The organism is Pseudomonas sp. NFPP28 (assembly GCF_900115535.1).
Classification (GTDB): domain Bacteria; phylum Pseudomonadota; class Gammaproteobacteria; order Pseudomonadales; family Pseudomonadaceae; genus Aquipseudomonas; species Aquipseudomonas extremorientalis.
The window spans coordinates 96,793-112,043 of sequence record NZ_FOWT01000002.1 but is presented as its reverse complement, the minus strand read 5'-3'; the positions used below and the strand labels follow the sequence as shown (position 1 = coordinate 112,043).

The window sequence follows — 15,251 nt, the reverse complement described above, 5'->3', positions numbered from 1 at the left end:
GGTCATGCTCACTTTCGGTATCGAAGAGGAATACTTCATCACCGACCTGCACACGCGGCACATGGTCGGCGAACCGTCGGCGGCGGTGCTGGCGGCCTGCCGGCAGGCGATTGGCCCGGGCTTCGCCCTCGAGATGTTCCAGGGCCAGATTGAGGTGGCATCCCCGGTGTTCAAGGCCAGCAGTGAGGCGGCGGATTACCTGGCCACCGTGCGCCACAACCTCGCCCGCTCCTTGGGCGCATTCGGTCTCGGTGTGGTCTGTGCCGGCAGCCATCCCTTGGCGGCATGGCGCGAGCAAACGGCCACCGACCGCGTGCATTTCCAGCAATTGTTCGAAGACATCCAGTACGTCGCGCGTCGCAGTGTGCTCTGTGGGTTGCACGTGCATGTCGAGGTGCCGGCCGGAATCGACCGCATCGCGGTGATGAATCAGGTCTCGCCCTGGTTGCCGTTATTGCTGCTCCTCAGTTGCTCGTCACCGTTCTGGGAGGGCGCACCCACAGGGTTCATGAGCTATCGCCAGGCCGCGTGCGATGAGTGGCCACGCATGGGCGTTCCCGAGCACTTCACCGATTGGTCGGCGTACTTGCGCTATTTGGCATTGCTGCAGCGCGTCGGTGCGATCAAGTCCGATGGCAACGGGTGGTGGGGCATTCGGCCTGCGGCGCGTTATCCCACCCTGGAACTGCGCATGACCGATGCCTGCCCCAGGCTGGCGGATGCGTTGGTGCTCGCCACCTTATTTCGGGTAATGGTCACTCATGCCTGTGCCCTGGAACATCCCGGCGCCGGGTTCACCGCCGAGGCGCGCTGGCTGCTCAAGGAGAATCGCTGGCAGGCCAAGCGCTACGGTGCTGCGGGCAGCTTTGCGCTGGATGACCAGGGGACGATGGGCACTGCTGAACAGTGGCTGCTAGAGGCGCAACGCATCTTCGCGGCCACCGCCGGGGCCATGGGCGAGCCTCAGGTGTTTGATGACCTGCATAGGTTGCTGGCGTCAGGCAACAGCGCCGTCGATCAATTGCGCTGCCATGCCGACGCCCGGGCCTCGGGCGCCGATGAGCACGTGTGTCTGCAGCAAGTGGTCGACCGCCTGCTGGCCCAGAGTCGCGCAGCCCATTGACCTACTGCGCGAGCAATCAGGCCGCTTGTGGCTGCAGATGCAGTGCACCGTCGACATCCTTGACCAACCCACTGGCCAAAAACAGCGGTACCAACCGCTTGTGCAACTGCGGCTCGACAAACTCCTTCACCGTATCCAGCGCCAGCACACCGCTCAGCGGCAATTCGGCCTTGGTGTACGACAACCAGGCTTTCTTCAACACCTGCAACACATCGCTGCCCGCCGTGGTGGCGAAACGGCGCTGGGTGGGTTTGCCGTCGAAGGTGAAGCTGTGCTGGAACGCATAGCCGTTTTCATCGCCGTTACCATCGGTGCAGCGGATGCAGCTGCACGGGCCGTCGCCGAACGCGCTGCGCAGGTAGGCGTTGAAGTCCACCACGGGTTTGAGTGACAGGCGCTTATCCACCTCGAACAGGTCCCCGGTCATTTTTTCGTCAGTGTTCAACGTCCATTTCCTCGCTGGTTCGGCAGTTTTTCAAAGCGCCGCACAATAGCAGCCGGGGGCTGGTTTGTGGGCCATTTGCATAACAATAGATCCCGATATTCTTTTCCACTCTTAAAAATCGTCGCTAGGCTCCATCACCTTCTTAAAAACGCGGCAGACTCCCATGACTTTCAAGCGCTCCTCCCTGACCCTCTTGGCGGCTGCGACAGCCATGATCAGTATCGGCGCCCAGGCCGAAGGCAAGATCAGCATCGCCCAGCAATTCGGCATCGGCTACCTGATCCTCGACGTGGTGCGCGACCAGCATCTGATCGAAAAACACGGCAAGGAACAGGGCCTGGATATCCAGGTGGACTGGAACAGCATTTCCGGCGCCACCGCGATGAACGAATCGCTGCTGGCCGGTGCGCTCGACGTGGTCTCCGCTGGCGTGCCGCCGATGCTGACCCTGTGGGACCGCACCAAGGGCAAGCAGAACGTCAAGGCCATCGCCTCCCTGGGCTCGATGCCCAACTACCTGCTGACCAACAACCCCAACGTGAAGACCCTCAAGGACTTCAGCGAAAAAGACCGCATCGCCGTGCCCGCCGCCGGTGTGGGTTTCCAGTCGCGCACCTTGCAGATCGAAACCGCCAAGCAGTTCGGCGATGCCAACTTCAAGAAGTTCGACGACATCTCCATCAGCCTGGCCCATCCCGATGCGACCGCCGCGTTGATTGCCGGGGGATCGGAGATCAACGCGCACTTCTCCAGCCCGCCGTTCCAGTATCAGGAACTGCTGAACCCTAACGTGCACAAGGTGCTCAGTTCCTACGACATCCTCGGTGGGCCGGCCACGTTCAACGTGCTCTACACCACGCAGAAATTCCACGACGAAAACCCCAAGACCTACAAGGCGTTCTATGACGCATTGGCCGAAGCCGAGACGATCATCAAGGCTGACAAGCCAGCGGCAGCCAAGGCGTATATCCGCGTAGAGCAGTCGAAGTTGCCGTTGGACCTGGTGCAGAAAATCGTCCAGGACCCGGAAATCGACTTCACCATCGTGCCGCAGCGTACCTACATCTACGCCGAGAAATTGCAGGCACTGGGCGTGCTGAAAAACAAGGCCGCCAGTTGGAAGGACTACTTCTTCGAAGAGGCCCATGGCGGCAATGGCAGTTGAGAGGCCCAAGTTCAAGCGCGAGCTCAGTAAGCGGTCGTTCTGCAGGGGGGCAGGGCTGCGCCGCGATAGAAGGACAGAATTGCCAGCAGTTGAACGGTGACGGCCACCACCACCACGGCAACAATCGCCTCTTGCGGATCGACAAATGCCGCGCGTATAAGGCCGAAGCCGGCGGGTGCGAAAGCGTAGATGGCCTGGCTGAGGGCAACCATCAGAGCGATGACCTTCGCGGTATTCTCGTGGCTGAACTCGGTTTGCGCGATCAACGGTGGCAGCGATGTGGCGTTGCCGATCCCGGAGCCGATCAGCACGACTGCTATCCAGGCGACCGCAGGGTCCAATTGCAGGCAAAGCAACATCAAGGTGCCCAGCAGTTGAACCCCATAAGCCAGGCAAGCCAAATGGCGACGATTAATGCCTTGGCTCATCCAGTGCGCGGCGATGTATCGCCCGCCCATGCGCTGGAGGCGCTGCTGGCGATCAGTTCATTTGAACTGCCGGCGTTCAAGCCGTCCACTCCGTGCCATCTGCGCCATGCCCGTAGTTGCTACGATCATTTGGCCGGTGAGTTGGGGGTAAAGGTGCATGACGCCTTGTTGGAGCGCGAATGGATGGCGCTGCAGCAGGGGATGTACCAATTGACGCCAACGGGCATGGAAGGCATGGCAGAACTGGGCCTGGATCTTACCGCTCGAGTCCAGGCGCGCCGGCGCTTCGCCTACCCATGCCTGGACTGGAGCCAACGCTGTGCCCATGTGGGAGGAGCGCTGGGGGCGTTACTGCTGGATCATATGCTGCTAGGCGGGTGGCTGGCGCGAACGCTTGATTCGCGCGCGCTGACGGTGACTGCCAAAGGGCGCAGGCGTTTGGCCAGCGTTTTTGATATCCAATGCGGTGACCGCAGCCAACGCCCTGTAACGGAATGATCAGCGGAAAAACTCACCGGGCGTGGCCTCGAATTGCTGCCGAAACGCATTGATAAACGCCGACGTCGACTCATAGCCACACCCCAGCGCCACATCCGTGACCCGCTCGCCTTGCTCCAGGGCGGGCAGGGCGCTCAATAACCGCAGGCGCTGGCGCCAGGCGCGGAACGTCAGCCCGGTGTCGCTCAAGAACAACCGACTGAGTGTCTTCTCGCTCACCCCCTGTTTCTGGCTCCACTGGCCCAAGGTTGTTTGCTGTTCCGGGTGCGCACTCAGGCTGCGATAGATCGACCGCAAGCGCGGATCCGATGGCAATGGCAGCATCAGATCGACGTGCGGCGCCGCCGCCAACTGATCCAGCACCACCTGGGCCAGGCGCCCGTCCGGCCCATCCTCGGCATACTCCACCGGCAGTTCGCTGAAGCTGCGGATCAGCTCGCGCAGCAGGCTGCTCACCGCCAGCACATGACAGCGCTCCGCCGCCCAGGTGGTGACGCTGCAATCCAGGTACAGGCTGCGCATTTCGGTGTGGGGCGAGCTGAACACGCGGTGCGGTACACCGGCTGGAATCCACACCGCGCGCTGGGGCGGTGCGACGAAGCGGCCGACGCTGGTCTGGATCTCCAGCACCCCGGAAATCGCGTAGGACAATTGCACCCACGGGTGACTGTGCCGGCGGGTCAGGGCGCGGTTGGGCAGCGATTCGGTGCGCCCATACACCGGCCGTGGCAGGCTGGAAAGGCCTGGCACGCTACGGCGCACCGTGTTGGCATGTCCTTTAGGCGGCATTTGTTGGCTCATTGGCGTTAGTCGGTAACAACCCGTTACGTTAGAGTCGCGATGACGCTCTTGGCAACCCCCGGAAGATCCTGCTTATGACTCGCCCCCGTTTCCTGCCTGACAACTTCACCCTGACCCTGATCGCCACGGTGATTCTCGCTTCCCTGCTGCCCGCCAGCGGCCAGACCGCCGTGGCCTTCGGCTGGGTCACCAACCTGGCCATCGCGTTGCTGTTCTTCCTGCACGGCGCCAAGCTGTCGCGCCAGGCTATCGTCGCCGGCGCCGGGCACTGGCGCCTGCATCTGCTGGTGTTCAGCCTGACCTTCGTGCTGTTCCCGTTGCTGGGCCTGGCGCTCAAGCCGGTGCTGTCGCCGCTGATCGGTAAAGACCTGTACATGGGCATGCTCTACCTGTGCGCCTTGCCGGCCACGGTGCAATCGGCGATTGCCTTTACATCGCTGGCGCGGGGCAATATCCCGGCGGCGATCTGCAGCGCGGCGGCGTCCAGCCTGTTCGGCATCTTCCTGACACCGTTGCTGGTGACGCTGCTGCTCAATGTGCACGGCGAGGGCGGCTCGACGGTCGACGCGATCCTGAAAATCAGCGTGCAATTGCTGCTGCCGTTTATCGCCGGGCAGATCGCCCGCCGCTGGATCGGCGCGTGGGTCGGCCGCAACAAGTCCTGGCTGAAATTCGTCGACCAGGGCTCGATCCTGCTGGTGGTCTACGGCGCGTTCAGCGAAGCGGTGAATGAAGGCATCTGGCACCAGATCCCACTGTGGGAACTGGTCGGCCTGGTGGTCGCGTGCTGCGTGTTGCTGGGCCTGGTGCTGGTGGCCTCCACGGTGCTGGGCAAGGCGTTCGGTTTCAACCAGGAAGACCGTATCACCATCCTGTTCTGCGGTTCGAAAAAGAGTCTGGCCACCGGTGTGCCGATGGCCCAGGTACTGTTCGCCGGGGCGAGCATGGGCGTGCTGATCCTGCCGCTGATGCTGTTCCACCAGATCCAGTTGATGGTGTGCGCGGCGTTGGCACAGCGTTATGCGAATCGGCCGGAGTCGATTCCGGAATTGATGGGGCAGGTGGACCCTTGATCTACGCCGAAGGCCTTGTCGCTGTTACGACCAGCGGTATATACGAGCGGATGCCCTCGGCAAGCCCATTCAATCGGGGTCTACGTGCTCATCATGACCGCACCCTGACCCGGTTGAGGTGATTTTGAGCGGGATGAGCGTCAACAGCCGGGCCGGAAACCTATAGAATGCCCGGCGGCGGCGCTTGTCCTGGGTGGCCGTCTGATCATCGTCCGAGTACCGCGCCCTTCAATGAGCATTTCAGCCGCAACGCCCCAAGCCAATTGGCAACCGGTCTTCGCCCTCGCGTTGGCCGCGTTTGTGTTCAACACCACCGAATTCGTGCCCGTCGGGCTGCTCAGTGCCATCGGCGCCAGCTTCGACATGCCGGTGTCCAGCGTCGGGCTGATGCTCACCATCTACGCCTGGATCGTCTCCCTGACGTCGCTGCCGGTGATGCTGCTGACCCGCAACGTGGAGCGGCGCAAGCTGCTGATCGTGCTGTTCGGCCTGTTCATCGCCAGCCATGTCCTGTCCAGTGTGGCCACCAGCTTTGGCATCCTGATGCTCAGCCGAGTCGGCATTGCTTTGTCCCATGCGCTGTTCTGGTCGATCACCGCCTCGCTGGCGGTGCGCCTGGCGCCGGAAGGCAAGCAGGTGCAAGCCCTCGGCCTGCTGGCTACTGGCACTTCCCTGGCGATGGTGCTGGGTATTCCGTTGGGCCGTCTGCTGGGCGAGGCTATGGGCTGGCGCACCACGTTCCTGGTGATCGGCGCGTTCGCCGCTGCGCTGGTGTTCTGGCTGGCGCGTACGTTGCCGTTGTTACCGAGCCAGAACTCCGGCTCGCTGCGCAGCCTGCCACTGCTGTTCAAGCGCCCGGCGCTGGTGGCGCTGTATGTGCTCACCGCGATGACGGTGACTGCGCAGTTCACCGCCTACAGCTACATCGAGCCCTTTGTCGAAGGCGTGGCCGGCATGAGCGGCAGCGCGGTGACCCTGATCCTGCTGGTGTTCGGCGGCGCGGGCATCATCGGCTCGCTGCTGTTCAGCCTGGTGCACCGTTTCAACCCGCACCTGTTCGTGGTGGGCGCGGTGTTTATCCTGAGCGCCTGCCTGGCGTTGCTGCTGCCCTTGAGCGGAGCCGAATCTTACCTGGTGGTGCTGAGCATTTTCTGGGGCATGGCGATCATGGGCTTCGGCCTGGCCATGCAATCCAAGGTGCTGGTGTTGGCGCCCGACGCCACCGACGTGGCCATGGCGATGTTCTCCGGCATCTACAACATCGGCATTGGCGGCGGCGCGCTGATGGGCAGTTGGGTCGGCAGCCAGTTCGGCTTCGCCTGGATCGGCGCGGCCGGTGGGTTGCTGGCGGCGGTAGCCCTGATCGGGTATTGCCTGGCGATCAGGAAATTTGGGCAGGGCGTTGTAAGCCGCTAAGACCAGACAAGTCCTACACGACATATTGATACCCATTGCTACCGTCGCCTCGGGCCGCCCACCTCCCGTGGCGACGGCACTTGAGCAGCAATGGGAGTTGATTGTGCAAAAACGTTTGACTGCAGAGTTCATGGGTACTTTCTGGCTGACCTTCGGCGGCTGTGGCAGCGCCATCCTGGCGGCTGCGTTCCCCGGGTTGGGTATAGGTTTTGTGGGGGTTTCCCTGGCGTTCGGGCTGACGGTGTTGACCATGGCCTATGCGCTGGGCGGTATTTCCGGCGGGCATTTCAACCCGGCGGTGACCATCGGCCTGTGGGTGGGGCGCCGTATCGAGGGCGCTGATGTGCTGCCGTACATCGTGGCGCAGGTTGCGGGGGCGATAACTGCTGCTGCCGCGTTGTTCCTGATTGCCAACGGGCAGGCGGATTTCTCGGTGGGTGGTTTTGCTGCCAACGGCTATGGCCCGCTCAGCCCCGGTCATTTCGACATGAAGGCTGCCTTGCTGGCCGAACTGATCGCCACGTTTTTCTTCGTCTTCATCATCATGCGTGTGACCGCACCCGGCGCGGTGCCTGGCTTTGCCCCGATTGCCATTGGCTTGGCGCTGACCTTGATTCACCTGGTCCTGATCCCCGTCACCAACACCTCGGTCAACCCTGCGCGCAGCACCGGGCCTGCATTGTTTGCCGGAGTTGATTACCTGGCACAGCTCTGGCTGTTCTGGCTGGCGCCGATCGTGGGCGGCGTGATGGGCGCGGTGGCGGCTCGAGCAATGGATGAGTGCCGTAAAAAAGTGCCCGCCTGAACCCCAGCGTCGCCATGCCGATCATCTCGGCGGCGACGTTGTGCACGGCATAACGGTCCAGGGCTCAGAGCGTTGCGAGCACCGCTTCGAGTTTTTCCTGGTCGCGGGCAAACTGGCGAATGCCTTCAGCGAGTTTCTCGGTGGCCATCGCGTCCTCGTTGGAGCCCCAGCGGAACTGCGCTTCGTTGAGGGTCTGGCGCGGCTCCCCAACTGCCCCCGGATTCAATCGACGCTCCAGCAGGCCCTGGTCTTCATCGAGCTTTTGCAGCAGCTCGGGACTGATGGTCAGGCGGTCGCAGCCCGCCAGTTGCTCGATCTGGCTGAGGGTGCGGAAGCTGGCGCCCATGACCACGGTGTTGATGGCGTTGGCCTTGTAGTAGTTGTAGATCCGCGTCACGGACTGCACGCCTGGGTCCTCGGTGCCGGTGTAGTCCAGGCCGGTGTTCTTGCGGTACCAGTCATAGATGCGGCCTACGAATGGTGAAATCAGGAACACCCCGGCGTCGGCGCAGGCGGCGGCCTGGACGAACGAAAACAGCAGGGTCAGGTTGGTCTGGATCCCGGCCTTTTCCAGGCGCTCGGCGGTGCGGATGCCTTCCCAGGTGGAGGCCAGTTTGATCAGCACGCGGTCGCGACCGACACCGGCCTGGTCGTACAGCGCGATCAACTGGTTGGCCTTGGCCCACAGCGCGTCTTGGTCGAAGGACAGGCGCGCATCGACTTCGGTGGAGATGCGCCCCGGAATCACCTTGAGAATGCCGCAGCCCACTGAAACCGCGAAGCGATCACATGCCAGGTCCACATCGCCCTTGGACTGGCCCACCGCGCTGCGCAGCAACTCGGCATATTCCGGGATGGCAGCGGCCTTGAGCAGCAGCGACGGGTTGGTGGTGGCGTCCACCGGGCGCAAGCGGCTGATGGCTTCCAGGTCGCCGGTGTCGCACACCACGGTGGTGAATTGCTTGAGTTGTTCGAGCTTGGACGTCATGAGCGGCAGTCTCCAGAAACGGTTATTGGTTGAGGGCCTGTGCGGTGTCCAGGTCGGTGATCAGGATGTCCAGGTAGCCGCCCTGGAGCGCGCCACGAATGGCCTGGACCTTGTTCAACCCACCGGCCAGGCCGAGCACCCGGTGGATGGCGCGCAGCTTGGGCAGCGCCACCGAGACCACGAATTCTTCATCTTCCTCCAGCACCGGCTTGCCCTGGGCATCGAAGTAACGCAGGCAGATATCGCCCACCGCGCCGCGTTCGGCGAGCAGGCGCAACATGTCTTCGGTGTAGTAGTTGCCGCTGTTGCGCAGCAGTTGCGAGGGCTCCAGGTCGCCGATGCCGACAATCGCCAGGGTGATGCTGTCAAAGCGCTGCAGCACTTCCTTGACCTCTTCCATCTGCACGATGCGCTGCTTGCTCTCCACCGATTGCTCGATGCTTTGCGAGGGCAGCAAAAATGCCGGGCAGTTGAGCAGGGTCGCCAGGCGCTGGGTCAGCAAAGTGGCTTCAAACGCGCCCTTGTGGCCGACGCCGCCCAACAGTTGCACCACTTCTTGGGCGGCCTGTTTGCCCGGCTGCGCGTGCAAGTGGCCGACCATGGCGCGAATGGTGCTGCTCCACGACGAGATACCGATACGGTCCTGGGGCGACAGGCTGGTTTCCAGGTAGTGGGCGGCGGCCGAACCGATGGCCTGCTTGATGCTCTCGTCATTGCCGGGCTCGGTGGCTTCCACCACGATCACCCGGCGCACGCCGTAGCGGCGCTGCAACTGGGTTTCCAGTTCCAGGTGCAGGCCTTGCAAGCGCATCACCGTGATCTTCACCACGCCTTCCTGCAGCGCCCGGCGCAGGGCACGGCTGATAAACGATTGGGACAGGTCCAGTTGCGCGGAAATCTCGGACTGCTTGAGCCCTTCTTCGTAATAGAGGCTCGCGATCTTGGTGATCAGGCGCTGTTCTTCGATCTGGCTCATGAAGGCCTCAGGGCTCTTTATAGTAAAAGGCATGACTCAATGGCCGTGAGGATACCAAACCCTTACGACATGATCAGGCCGCCGTCGATATTGATCGCCTGGCCGGTCAGGTAGGCGGCATCGTCCGAGGCGAGAAACGCCACCAGGCCCGCCACATCCGAGGGTTTGCCGGCGCGGCGCAGGGGGATGTTCTTGACCCATTCGGCCATCAATTCACCCTTGCCGTAGCGCTTCTCGTCAGTGCTGAGGATCTCGCCCCACACCCGGTCGTTGTAGTCCCACATCTCGCTTTCGATGATGCCGGGGCAGAATGCATTCACCGTGATGTTATGCCGCGCCAGTTCCAGCGCCAGGCTCTGGGTGATGCCGATCACGCCCATTTTGCTCGCGGCATAGTGGGGCGTGTAGATGAACCCCTGGCGGCCCTGGCCGGAGGAGGTGTTGATCAGCCGGCCGCTGCCTTGCTTGACCATGTACTTGGCGGCCTCCCGGCAGCCGAGCCACACGCCGGTGGTATTCACCTGCAGCACCTTGTCGAAATCGGCACGGGGCATCTTGTCGTAGTGGTCGATGGTGATGATGCCGGCGTTCTGCACCGACACGTCGATGCTGCCAAAACGGGCGTGGCCTTCGCGGTAGAGCTTTTCGATATCGTCTTCACGGGTGACGTCGATGGCCAGGGCCAGGGTGTCGACCTGGTATTCCCGGGCCAGTTGGTCGGCGGTGAAGGTCACGCGTTCCAGGTCGTTGGAAGCCAGTACCAGGTTGGCGCCTTCCTGGGCGAAACGCTCGGCAATGCCGGCGCCGATGCCCCGGCAGGCACCGGTGATGACCACAGTTTTACCGTTGAATCGTTGGGACATGACGAACTCCTACCAGCACACAAAGCCGCCATCGACCAACAGGTCGACACCGGTGCAGAAAGACGAGGCCTGGCTGACCAGGAAAATCGCCGGGCCGACCATTTCTTCCACGCTGGCCATGCGGCCCATGGGCGTGGTCTGTTCAAAGATCTTCACCTGGTCGGCGACTTCCGGGCGCGAGTTCATCGGCGTGGCGGTGTAGCCGGGGCTGATGCAGTTGACCCGCAAGCCCTTGTCGGCCCATTCCATCGCCAGGCTCTTGCTCAGGTGAATCACACCGGCCTTGGAGGTGTTGTAGTGCGCTTGCAGCAAGCCACGGTTGACGATACTGCCGGACATCGAGGCGATATTGACGATGGCGCCTTTGCCACGGGGCAACATCACGGCGGCCTGGGCCTGGCAACTGAGGAAAATTCCGGTGAGGTTGATGTCCAGGGTGGTCTGCCAGCGTTGCAGGTCCAGGTCTTCGGCGGCCTGGGCATTGGCGATGCCGGCGCAGTTGACCGCGACGCTCAGTTGGCCCAGTTCGGCTTCGGTGCGTGCCACCGCCGCGTCCAGTGCGGCGCGCTCGGTGACCGTACCGCTCAAGGCCAGGGCACGACGGCCTAGGGCCTGGATGCGTTCGACGGTGGTGGCGATGCCGGGGCTGCCCGGTAGATCGAAGCAGGCCACATCCGCGCCGGCCTCGGCCAGCCCCACGGCAATCGCCTGGCCAATGCCGCTGCCGGCGCCGGTGACAAAGGCCACTTGGCCTTGAAGACTAAAAAGCTGCATGGATAACTCCGTTATTTGAAATCACAGCCGACCCCTGTGGGAGGGGGCTTGCCCCCGATGGCGGTGTATCAGTTATAAATTTTTCAATTGAACCACTGCTATCGGGGGCAAGCCCCCTCCCACATTGGATCTTCATTGTTTGTGGGTCAGGCAGTCGCCATTTCCATCACCGACACGGGGGTGGCCTCGCCACGTTCCAGAATCCCCATCTGCCGGCCCCGGCTCATGACCAGGACGCGGTGCGACAAACCAAGCACCTCATCCAGATCCGAGCTCACCACAATCACCGCCATGCCTTTGGCCGCCAGGTCCGCGATCACTTCATAGATCGCCGCCCGCGCACCCACGTCGATGCCGCGGGTCGGTTCATCCAGGATGAAGACCTTGGGGTTGCGCGCCAGCCATTTGGCGATGATCACCTTCTGCTGGTTACCACCGGACAAACTGGAGATGCGCGACTGCGGCGCACCTTTCACCCCCAGCCGGGCCACCGCCGTGCGGGCGAATTCGCGCAGCGGGGCAGGGAATACCCAGCCGCGCTTGTCCAGCAGGTCGGTGTTGCCGTAGATCAGGTTGTCTTCGATGCGGTGTTCCACCACCACGCCTTGCTGCTTGCGGTCCTCGGGCACCAGCACCACGCCGGCCTGGATCGCCTCGAAGGGCGAGCGCAGCTGGCGTACTTGACCGTCGAGTACCAGGTGGCCTTGGACATCCTGTGCTGCGCCGGCAATAGTGCGCACCAGTTCGGTCCGCCCGGCGCCGACCACGCCGGCAATGCCGAACACTTCGCCGGCGCGCACGCTGAAATCGATGCCGTGCAAGGCAAATTCGCGGCAGCTGAGGTCCTTGACCTGCAACATCACGCGATCCTGTGGCGCTTGAAGGGCGGGGAAAATCCGCTCCAGGCTGCGCCCGACCATCTGTTCCACCAGTTCGCGCACCGGCACCTGGGCGGTGGCGTGCAAGGCGATCTGGCGTCCGTCGCGCAGTACCAGCACACGGTCGGCGATGCGTGCGATTTCTTCCAGGCGGTGGCTGATATAGATAAACGACACGCCCTCGGCCTTGAGCCGTTCCACCTGTTTGAACAGCAACTCGGTTTCTTCGCCGCCCAATGCCGCAGTGGGTTCATCCAGAATCAACAGGCTGGCCTTGAGGGTCAGCGCCTTGGCGATTTCCACCAATTGCTGGGCCGCCACGCTCAGGCCTTCGACCTTGTGCGATGCCGGCACTTTGAGCCCCAGGCGCTCCAGCTGGATCTGCGCCTGGGCCTCCATGTACGCGCGGTCCACCCGCCCATGACGCATGGGCAGGCGACCGACGAAGATATTCTCGGCGATCGACAATTGCGGCAGCAGGCGGATTTCCTGGTGGATCAGACCGATCCCGGCGCCCAGCGCCGCACCGGGCGAGGCGGGCGCGTAAGGCGCGCCGCGCCAGGTCATGCTGCCCCCGGCTTCAGGCTGTACCAGCCCGGCGATGATCGACGACAAGGTCGACTTGCCCGCACCGTTCTCACCGAGCAGGGCCAGCACTTCGCCGGGGCGGATGTCCACATTGACCTGCGACAGTACCTGCACCGGCCCATAGGCCTTGCCGATATTGCGCAGGCACAGCACCGCGTCGGCGTGGGCGGTGTCCAGGGCTGCTGCTTGCATGACGACCTCCAAGGCTTACGGGTGCTGTTGCAGGAACGGCGCGACGTTTTCTTTGGTGGTCAGCACAGTGGGCAACAGTTGCTCCTTGGGCACGGCCTTGCCGGCGTTCAGGTCGATGGCCGATGCCACGGCCAGGCGGCCCATCTTCTGGGTCTGCTGGGTCATGGTTGCATTCAGCACGCCACTTTCCACGGCCTTGAGCCCGGCGACGTCACCGTCGAAACCGACCACCACGACCTTGTGGTCGAGGTTGCCGACCTTCACCGCCTGGGCAGCGCCCAAGGCCATGGCATCGGCACGGCCGAAGAACACGGTGATGTTCGGGTCACGCTGGAGCAGGTCCTGGGCCACGGCGAAGCCTTTGTCCTGGGCCCACTCGGCGGGTTGCTGGGCGACGACCTTGAGGTCCGGGAAAGCTTTCAAGCCTTCTTCGAAACCCTTGGCTCGATCGTTCTCGGGGGTGGTGCCGAGCTGGCCTTGCAGGATCGCGATGCGACCCTTGCCATCGGTGATCTTGCCGACGTATTCGGCCAGGGTCTTGGCCCCGGCGACGCTGTCGCTGGCGATAAAGGTGTCACCCGGTGCATCGGGTGCGTTGCGGTCCACGGCGATCACCGGGATGCCGGCGGCCTTGGCGGCTTTTACCGGGACGCCGGCGGCAGTGGCACCAGCAGGGATATAGATCAGCACATCGATCTGGCGGGTGATCAGGTCTTCAATCTGGCTGACCTGGGTGGAGGAGTTGCCCTGGGCATCCACGGTGATCACCTTGATGCCCTTGGCCTTGCCCTCGGCTTCCACCGATTGCTTGATCTGGTTGAAGAAGTCGGCCTGCAGGTTGGCCACGGCCAGGCCGATGGTCAGGTCCTTGGCCCAGGTGGTGCCGGCAGCGGTGAGGGTGGCAGCCGCGAGGGCGGTGGCCAACAGCAGTTTCTTGGGGCTGAACATGTCGGTGACTCCTGGTTTTATTGTTGGAGGGTGTCAACTGTCGAACAGGTTTAACGGGCAGTGCTGGAGCGGCGTCGCAGGGTGTCGATGGTCACGGCGAGGGCGATGACCACGCCGATCACCACTTGCTGAATGAAGGGCGAAACGCCCAGCAGGTTGAGACCATTGCGCAGCACGCCAATGATCAGCACACCGACCAGGGTGCCGCCGATGCTGCCGACGCCACCGCTGAGGCTGGCGCCGCCAATTACGACGGCGGCGATGGCGTCCAGTTCCAGGCTCAGGCCGGCGCTGGGTTGAGACGAGTCCAGGCGCGCGGCCAGGGTCACGGCGGCGATGCCGGCCAGCGCACCGCTGATGGCGTATACCCACAGGGTGATCGCCCGCACCTTGATGCCGGACAGGCGCGCCACCTCCGGGCTGCCGCCCATGGCGTACAGGTTACGGCCGCCGGCGCGAAAGCGCAGGAACACCCAGGCCACCACCAGCATCACCAGGAACAGCCCGACGGTTGCCGAGAGAAAGCCGAAGTGACGCACCGTGGCCAGGCTGGTGAACCAGTCCGGGTAACCGACGATCTGCCGGCCTTCGGTGAGGATGTTCGCCAGGCCACGGGCCACCGACATCATGGTCAGCGTGGCAATGAACGGCGGCAGCTTGGCATAGGTGATCAAGGCGCCGGACACCAGCCCGGCGAGCATGCCGCTGGCTATCGAGATCGGGATCGCAAACCCCAGTGGCACCGCCTGATCTTGGTACAGCCAGCCGAGCATCATCATCGAGAAGGCCAGCACCGACCCCACCGACAGGTCGATGCCGCCGATCACGATCACGGCGGTCATGCCAATTGCGAGGATGCCCAGCACCGTGACCTGATCAAGAATGTTCAGGCCATTGCGCAGCGAGAAGAAGAATTCGGAACTGAAGGAGAAGACCAGCACCAGCAACACCAGGCCGATCAGCGGGCCGCCGATATTGCTGGGAAGCAGTTTCACCAACCGGGGGCGGTGGGGCGGCTTGAGTTCGGCCGGATGCTGGACAGTAGCTTTGGCGTCCACAGTGTTCTCCTGATTTATTTTTTTTGGAGTGCTTTCAAGTGCGCTGAATATTTATGCGTGCTTGACTGTTAATTCAGATTCCAGTGCCACCGTGGCAATGTCAAGCGCTTAATTTTTCCAACAGGCCTCTGGATTGCGATTTTCATCCGGCGCAAAGCCACGGGATAGATACGCGCGTGTGGGATTTCGGCCGTTTGTCCGAGGGACATTTCCAGGTTTTATTTGATTTTTC

The 15,251-nt window shown here is 62.8% G+C and carries 16 protein-coding genes; 6 read left to right on the top strand and 10 right to left on the bottom strand.

The genetic code is table 11. The features are described from left to right. Positions 1 to 4 precede the first annotated feature (4 nt). Positions 5 to 1,123, top strand: a complete 1,119-nt coding sequence (locus BM110_RS05880) for a carboxylate-amine ligase (RefSeq protein ID WP_093512727.1) — start codon at positions 5 to 7, stop codon at positions 1,121 to 1,123. 16 nt (positions 1,124 to 1,139) lie between these two features. Here the strand turns inward: BM110_RS05880 and BM110_RS05875 are convergent, their stop codons facing one another. Beyond that, a complete protein-coding gene (locus BM110_RS05875; RefSeq protein ID WP_093123719.1) occupies positions 1,140 to 1,568 on the bottom strand; it encodes a hypothetical protein in 429 nt (142 codons plus the stop codon). Positions 1,569 to 1,731: 163 nt separating this feature from the next. Between BM110_RS05875 and BM110_RS05870 the strand changes: the two genes are divergently transcribed. Next, positions 1,732 to 2,733 (top strand): ABC transporter substrate-binding protein, encoded by a 1,002-nt coding sequence (locus BM110_RS05870; protein ID WP_092245191.1) that lies wholly within the window; start codon positions 1,732 to 1,734, stop codon positions 2,731 to 2,733. A 23-nt stretch (positions 2,734 to 2,756) separates the two neighbouring features. Here BM110_RS05870 and BM110_RS05865 read toward each other — a convergent pair whose 3' ends face one another. Continuing rightward, a complete protein-coding gene (locus BM110_RS05865; RefSeq protein ID WP_256575354.1) occupies positions 2,757 to 3,161 on the bottom strand; it encodes an MFS transporter in 405 nt (134 codons plus the stop codon). Here BM110_RS05865 and BM110_RS29250 point away from each other — a divergent pair. Then, positions 3,135 to 3,659 carry a hypothetical protein gene (locus BM110_RS29250; RefSeq protein ID WP_170856074.1) on the top strand — a complete coding sequence of 175 codons (525 nt, stop codon included), beginning with the start codon at positions 3,135 to 3,137 and terminating at the stop codon, positions 3,657 to 3,659. The genes BM110_RS05865 and BM110_RS29250 overlap by 27 nt on opposite strands. On the opposite strand, the gene BM110_RS05855 is transcribed toward BM110_RS29250, so the two are convergent. Continuing rightward, positions 3,660 to 4,448: an AraC family transcriptional regulator gene (locus BM110_RS05855; RefSeq protein WP_093512723.1), complete on the bottom strand. Its 789-nt coding sequence runs from the start codon at positions 4,446 to 4,448 to the stop codon at positions 3,660 to 3,662. It abuts the gene before it with no gap. Positions 4,449 to 4,534: 86 nt separating this feature from the next. Between BM110_RS05855 and BM110_RS05850 the strand changes: the two genes are divergently transcribed. The 3 genes from BM110_RS05850 (at position 4,535) to aqpZ (ending at position 7,754) form a co-directional block, all read left to right on the top strand. After that, complete coding sequence (locus tag BM110_RS05850; RefSeq protein ID WP_093512721.1) at positions 4,535 to 5,533, top strand: bile acid:sodium symporter family protein; 999 nt, start codon at positions 4,535 to 4,537, stop codon at positions 5,531 to 5,533. A 231-nt stretch (positions 5,534 to 5,764) separates the two neighbouring features. Continuing rightward, complete coding sequence (locus BM110_RS05845) at positions 5,765 to 6,949, top strand: sugar transporter (protein ID WP_093123699.1); 1,185 nt, start codon at positions 5,765 to 5,767, stop codon at positions 6,947 to 6,949. Between the two features lie 103 nt (positions 6,950 to 7,052). Then, positions 7,053 to 7,754, top strand: a complete 702-nt coding sequence (gene aqpZ / locus BM110_RS05840) for an aquaporin Z (protein ID WP_092245530.1) — start codon at positions 7,053 to 7,055, stop codon at positions 7,752 to 7,754. Between the two features lie 64 nt (positions 7,755 to 7,818). Here aqpZ and tal read toward each other — a convergent pair whose 3' ends face one another. From tal to BM110_RS05805, 7 genes are all read right to left on the bottom strand, one after another. Beyond that, entirely contained in the window at positions 7,819 to 8,742 is a 924-nt protein-coding gene (gene tal, locus BM110_RS05835) for a transaldolase (RefSeq protein WP_093123694.1), read from the bottom strand. 22 nt (positions 8,743 to 8,764) lie between these two features. Beyond that, positions 8,765 to 9,718 carry a sugar-binding transcriptional regulator gene (locus BM110_RS05830; RefSeq protein ID WP_071491775.1) on the bottom strand — a complete coding sequence of 318 codons (954 nt, stop codon included), beginning with the start codon at positions 9,716 to 9,718 and terminating at the stop codon, positions 8,765 to 8,767. A gap of 62 nt (positions 9,719 to 9,780) precedes the next feature. Continuing rightward, positions 9,781 to 10,581, bottom strand: coding sequence for a glucose 1-dehydrogenase (locus BM110_RS05825; RefSeq protein ID WP_092245205.1), 801 nt, complete (start codon positions 10,579 to 10,581; stop codon positions 9,781 to 9,783). Positions 10,582 to 10,590: 9 nt separating this feature from the next. Continuing rightward, the gene (locus BM110_RS05820; protein ID WP_256575376.1) at positions 10,591 to 11,370 is read right to left on the bottom strand and encodes an SDR family oxidoreductase; all 780 of its coding nucleotides are present in this window, start codon (positions 11,368 to 11,370) and stop codon (positions 10,591 to 10,593) included. Positions 11,371 to 11,501: 131 nt separating this feature from the next. Then, positions 11,502 to 13,013 (bottom strand): sugar ABC transporter ATP-binding protein, encoded by a 1,512-nt coding sequence (locus tag BM110_RS05815; RefSeq protein ID WP_092245212.1) that lies wholly within the window; start codon positions 13,011 to 13,013, stop codon positions 11,502 to 11,504. A 15-nt stretch (positions 13,014 to 13,028) separates the two neighbouring features. Continuing rightward, complete coding sequence (locus BM110_RS05810) at positions 13,029 to 13,961, bottom strand: sugar ABC transporter substrate-binding protein (protein ID WP_092245215.1); 933 nt, start codon at positions 13,959 to 13,961, stop codon at positions 13,029 to 13,031. A 50-nt stretch (positions 13,962 to 14,011) separates the two neighbouring features. Then, a complete protein-coding gene (locus BM110_RS05805; protein WP_071491770.1) occupies positions 14,012 to 15,019 on the bottom strand; it encodes an ABC transporter permease in 1,008 nt (335 codons plus the stop codon). Positions 15,020 to 15,251 lie beyond the last annotated feature (232 nt).

Excerpts from the sequence above, each read along its gene's own strand:
- BM110_RS05830 (WP_071491775.1), bottom strand. The coding sequence starts at position 9,718 with ATGAGCCAGATCGAAGAACAGCGCCTGATCACCAAGATCGCGAGCCTC.
- BM110_RS05825 (WP_092245205.1), bottom strand. The coding sequence starts at position 10,581 with ATGTCCCAACGATTCAACGGTAAAACTGTGGTCATCACCGGTGCCTGC.
- BM110_RS05815 (WP_092245212.1), bottom strand. The coding sequence starts at position 13,013 with ATGCAAGCAGCAGCCCTGGACACCGCCCACGCCGACGCGGTGCTGTGC.
- BM110_RS05870 (WP_092245191.1), top strand. The coding sequence starts at position 1,732 with ATGACTTTCAAGCGCTCCTCCCTGACCCTCTTGGCGGCTGCGACAGCC.
- BM110_RS05850 (WP_093512721.1), top strand. The coding sequence starts at position 4,535 with ATGACTCGCCCCCGTTTCCTGCCTGACAACTTCACCCTGACCCTGATC.
- tal (WP_093123694.1), bottom strand. The coding sequence starts at position 8,742 with ATGACGTCCAAGCTCGAACAACTCAAGCAATTCACCACCGTGGTGTGC.
- BM110_RS05855 (WP_093512723.1), bottom strand. The coding sequence starts at position 4,448 with ATGCCGCCTAAAGGACATGCCAACACGGTGCGCCGTAGCGTGCCAGGC.
- BM110_RS05865 (WP_256575354.1), bottom strand. The coding sequence starts at position 3,161 with ATGAGCCAAGGCATTAATCGTCGCCATTTGGCTTGCCTGGCTTATGGG.
- BM110_RS05845 (WP_093123699.1), top strand. The coding sequence starts at position 5,765 with ATGAGCATTTCAGCCGCAACGCCCCAAGCCAATTGGCAACCGGTCTTC.
- BM110_RS05880 (WP_093512727.1), top strand. The coding sequence starts at position 5 with ATGCTCACTTTCGGTATCGAAGAGGAATACTTCATCACCGACCTGCAC.
- BM110_RS05810 (WP_092245215.1), bottom strand. The coding sequence starts at position 13,961 with ATGTTCAGCCCCAAGAAACTGCTGTTGGCCACCGCCCTCGCGGCTGCC.
- BM110_RS29250 (WP_170856074.1), top strand. The coding sequence starts at position 3,135 with ATGGCGACGATTAATGCCTTGGCTCATCCAGTGCGCGGCGATGTATCG.